This is a genomic window from Rheinheimera sp., from assembly GCF_036568245.1.
Lineage (GTDB): Bacteria > Pseudomonadota > Gammaproteobacteria > Enterobacterales > Alteromonadaceae > Alishewanella.
Window position 1 is genome coordinate 1 of the sequence record NZ_DATCSY010000332.1, and the last position, 3,725, is coordinate 3,725.

Here is a 3,725-nt window from a genome sequence, read left to right on the forward strand (position 1 = left end):
AGCAGTTATCTGCCTTTGTTCACGAAGCAGGTGTAAGGCAATTCCTGCTGAAAAGCCTGATAAAAGAAGACGACAAGTTTCACTGGCGCTTTAACCTCAACGCGTTGAAAGCAAACTATAGTGCACTTACCGATGCCCCTATGGCTGAAGGACAATACGACGGCCCGGTACTCTTTATAAAGGGCAGTGAGTCAGATTACATCCTGCCCGAACACAAAGAAGTCATTAACCGGCTGTTTCCCAACGCACAGGCAAAAATCATTCAGGGTACCGGGCACTGGTTACATGCGGAGAAGCCTGCAGCCTTTACCAGGCTGGTGCAGGAGTTTTTATTGCGCTAGCGCACTAAATTTTTATTCAAATTATGCTATAGTGCGCGCACTTTTGAGGGGGTGGTGGTAGCACTATGTCTATAGAGCAGTTTGAATCGCTGGGTTTGTGGTTGGGCCTGGGTGTCTTATACCTCTTTATAATCATGGCAATCCGCGACGTTTTAAAGAAAAGTAATGCACCTAAAATAGGTCAGTTTTTTGTGTGGCTGGTGCTTTTTCTGTCACCCGCGGTGTTCATTATAAAAAGTATCGTGCCCTATTTTTTTGAGTAGTAAGGTTTAGATCGATGGCGAAGATTGCCACTGATCGCACCACCATTGATTTGTTTGCGCAGGAAAAGCGCCCCGGCAGGCCCAAAACGAATCCACTGCCGCGGGAAGAACAGCTTAAGCTTAACAAGCGTAATCAAATCAGGCGCGATCGCAGCAAAGGCTTAAAACGCATTGAATTCAAAGTATCCGACGAGCTGTATACCGCACTGAGTAAAGAAGCAGACAAGGCGGATATGACACGCAGTGCGTATATAGAACATATTTTGACACAGGTTTTAACCAGGTAAGAAGGTTAGATTAATGGCAACTGTAGGCATTTTTTTCGGTAGCGATACCGGTAACACAGAGCACATCGCCAAAATGATCCAGAAAGAGCTGGGTAAACATTTGTTCGACGTGCGCGATATCGCCAAAAGCAGCAAAGAAGACATCGCTGGTTTTGATTTACTGTTATTAGGCATTCCAACCTGGTATTACGGCGAAGCACAGTGTGACTGGGATGATTTTTTCCCTGAGCTGGAAAATATCGACTTCAGCAATAAACTGGTGACTATTTTTGGTTGTGGCGATCAGGAAGACTATGCCGAATACTTCCTTGATGCAATGGGCACCCTGCGCGACATTATCGAGCCTAAAGGTGCCATCATTGTCGGGCATTGGCCAACGGCTGGCTATAACTTCGTTGCGTCTAAGGCACTAGCCGATGACAGTCACTTTGTAGGTTTAGGCATAGACGAAGACCGCCAGCCAGAGTTGACGGAGCAACGTGTCAAGCAGTGGTGTAAGCAAATTTATGATGAAATGAGCCTTAAAGAGTTTGAAGCGCTATAAACACAACAAAGCCGGCTGATCCGCCGGCTTTTTACTGCATCAGTCAAACCGGCCGGTACTTAGCTTTTTTCCTGATATACACTGTTCTGTTCACTTCTGCGACTATCTGGTTTTTACTGTCTTTGATATGTACAACAAACTGCGGAAAGTGTTTCTCACCGCTGTCTGTTGCGGCTTTAATACTGTCTATCGCATCATCAGACAACCAAAACTCAGCCGTCAGCTTGCCAATACCAGGTGTAATGAAGTCGATATCAGCCTGTTTGTCCCAGACCAGATACTCTTTACCCAACGCGCCCATCAGCATTAGTGGATAAATGGGATCCGTCATTGCAAACATAGAGCCGCCAAACTGGCTGCTATTAATATTACGCGTCCAGCGCCGCCCTTTCAGTATCACTCTGCAGTAACGATAATCCGTACTCAACTCTTCCACTTTTATGCCCGGAAACAAAAACGGCGGCCAGAAGTTTAGTAATCTACGCATCACTGCAGGGTTAAATGCCCATTTCATTCTTTATCTCTGGTATGACCTGTGTACCGTCATTGTACGTCAGTAAAATCACAGCACAAGAGCAGCTTTGTCCCTATAGCACTATTTTGCCATTTCAATCTGCCAACAATGTCTTTATAATCTTCTGCATATATAAGCCAAAGTCAGAATTAATATGCCAGATCACAACAATGAGTTACGTAAAGCCGGCCTGAAAGTTACTCTGCCAAGAGTCAAAATTTTAGAGATCCTACAGGACCCTAAGCACCAGCACATCAGCGCTGAAGACGTATACAAGTTGCTGTTGGAAATTGGCGAGGATATTGGCCTGGCGACAGTATACCGGGTGCTTAACCAGTTTGATGATGCCGGCATCTTAACCCGCCACCACTTTGAAGGTGGTAAATCAGTATTTGAACTTACCGGTGGCAGCCACCACGACCACCTGGTTTGTCTGAAATGCGGTAAGGTCATTGAGTTCGAAGATGACGTGATTGAAGCAAAGCAGCTGGAAATCGCAGAAAAGAACGGTATCAAGCTGACCCACCACAGCCTGTATTTGTACGGTGAGTGTAAAGACACTGAACAGTGTAAGAAAAACAGCGAAATGAACTAGTTACAAAAAGGCACCTTTGGTGCCTTTTTGTTAGCTGGTGACAGTGTTAATACGGGCCATCGCCAGAGCAGTAACATATTTCCCGTATTGAAAAGCATAATCTGCCAGCTCAGCCTCGACTTCAAAACCAAAACGCTCATACAGTGCTATAGCAGCTTCATTGCTGCTGTACACCGTCAATTCTACCCGTCTGATATTCAACCAGTTATCAGCCATCTCAAGGGCCGCACGCAGCAAGGCTGAACCAATCCCCTGCCCCTGAAATTCTTCAGACACCCCCATACCTATCTCGGCTACATGACGGCGCCTGGGATTCTGACATACCTGCATACCAAGCTGCCCGACTACTACGCCTTCAACTTCCGCTATCAGGTTATAAAAGCCGGCTCCTGCATTGTATAGTCGTTGCCAGTTAGCGACCGGTTGATACGGCAACTGCAAGGTGTTGGCATATACCGTTGGTTGATCATAAATGGCTTTTATCGCCTCTATATCGGCAGGTTCGGCATGGCGGATCACAGCAGGCATAATAGCATCCTTGTCAACAATAACGCTTTATCTTAACTGGCAAAATACCGTTGCAACAAGCTCCATAAATAAAAAAGCCAGCTAAAAGCTGGCTTTTGAAATATGACCGCTATTTACAGCTGTTGTTCCAGCTCAGGCAGCACTGAGAAAAGGTCCGCCACCAGGCCATAATCAGCCACCTGAAAAATTGGGGCTTCAGCATCTTTGTTTATCGCCACGATGATTTTGGAGTCTTTCATCCCAGCCAGGTGTTGAATAGCGCCTGATATACCGACGGCAATGTAGAGTTCTGGCGCAACGATTTTACCGGTTTGGCCAACCTGCATATCATTTGGCACAAAGCCCGCATCAACTGCAGCACGCGACGCACCAATAGCTGCACCGAGTTTGTCGGCAATACCATTGAGCAACGCGAAGTTCTCGCCATTTTGCATACCACGACCACCTGAAATAACCACCCGGGCGGCGGTTAACTCTGGACGCTCAGATTTCGTCAGCTCCTCGGAAACATAGTGGGACACGCCAACATCATGCGCAGTGGTGTTAATGGTTTCTACCGGTGCGCTATTACCTGTTTCGGCCGCGCGAAATGCCGCCGGACGAACCGTTAACACTTTAATGGCATCGGCAGATTGCACTGTGGCGATAGCATT

8 protein-coding genes are annotated in these 3,725 nt (G+C 46.8%); 5 read left to right on the forward strand and 3 right to left on the reverse strand.

Annotated elements, in window-relative coordinates:
- The 4 genes from VIN66_RS14820 to fldA form a co-directional block, all read left to right on the forward strand.
- A partial coding sequence (locus VIN66_RS14820) for an alpha/beta fold hydrolase (protein ID WP_331924700.1) occupies positions 1-341 on the forward strand: 341 nt, incomplete at its 5' end.
- A 65-nt stretch (positions 342-406) separates the two neighbouring features.
- A complete protein-coding gene (locus tag VIN66_RS14825) occupies positions 407-604 on the forward strand; it encodes a DUF2788 domain-containing protein (protein ID WP_134054896.1) in 198 nt (65 codons plus the stop codon).
- Positions 605-618: 14 nt separating this feature from the next.
- Positions 619-891, forward strand: a complete 273-nt coding sequence (gene ybfE / locus VIN66_RS14830) for a LexA regulated protein (RefSeq protein WP_331924701.1) — start codon at positions 619-621, stop codon at positions 889-891.
- A gap of 13 nt (positions 892-904) precedes the next feature.
- Complete coding sequence (gene fldA / locus VIN66_RS14835; protein WP_331924702.1) at positions 905-1,435, forward strand: flavodoxin FldA; 531 nt, start codon at positions 905-907, stop codon at positions 1,433-1,435.
- 43 nt (positions 1,436-1,478) lie between these two features.
- On the opposite strand, the gene VIN66_RS14840 is transcribed toward fldA, so the two are convergent.
- A complete protein-coding gene (locus VIN66_RS14840) occupies positions 1,479-1,949 on the reverse strand; it encodes a DUF4442 domain-containing protein (RefSeq protein ID WP_331924703.1) in 471 nt (156 codons plus the stop codon).
- 154 nt (positions 1,950-2,103) lie between these two features.
- On the opposite strand from VIN66_RS14840, the gene fur reads away from it, so the two are divergent.
- Positions 2,104-2,544 carry a ferric iron uptake transcriptional regulator gene (gene fur, locus VIN66_RS14845; RefSeq protein WP_331924704.1) on the forward strand — a complete coding sequence of 147 codons (441 nt, stop codon included), beginning with the start codon at positions 2,104-2,106 and terminating at the stop codon, positions 2,542-2,544.
- 30 nt (positions 2,545-2,574) lie between these two features.
- Here fur and VIN66_RS14850 read toward each other — a convergent pair whose 3' ends face one another.
- Positions 2,575-3,072, reverse strand: a complete 498-nt coding sequence (locus tag VIN66_RS14850) for a GNAT family N-acetyltransferase (protein ID WP_331924705.1) — start codon at positions 3,070-3,072, stop codon at positions 2,575-2,577.
- A gap of 113 nt (positions 3,073-3,185) precedes the next feature.
- The coding region (locus VIN66_RS14855) for an electron transfer flavoprotein subunit alpha/FixB family protein (protein WP_331924706.1) at positions 3,186-3,725 on the reverse strand (540 nt) is incomplete at its 5' end.